General features: G+C 63.1%; 1 protein-coding gene. It reads left to right on the forward strand.

The genetic code is table 11. The features are described from left to right. Positions 1 to 396: MFS transporter (locus tag AC5RVV_RS18200; protein WP_494002738.1), on the forward strand; the 396-nt coding region annotated here is incomplete at both ends.

The raw sequence follows: 396 nt of genomic DNA on the forward strand, positions 1-396 counted from the left end.
GCTCTGCCTGATCGGACTTATGGGCGTCTTCAACGGGCTCAATATGCCTTCCTGGCAGTCCTTCGTCAATGATCTGGTGCCCCGCGAGGACCTGCTGTCCGCCATCACACTGAACTCGATGCAGTTCAACGCCGCCCGCTCCATTGGCCCGGCCATCGCCGGAGTCCTGCTGGCAAGCCTCGGCCCGTCCTGGGCATTCTTCCTCAATGCGGTGTCCTTCATGTTCGTCATAGCCGCGCTGCTGGTCGTCACTGCCGGACGGCGTCCCGCGGCCGGAAAACCGGACCGCGGGGTCTTCGGCCAGTTCCTGCAGGCCTTCAGATACGCCCTGACCCAGCCCGGCATCATCCTCGGCATTGTGCTGTCCATGATGATCGGTCTGCTGGGCAATCCGCT

The sequence above is a fragment of the Arthrobacter sp. MDT2-34-1 genome (assembly GCF_059091365.1).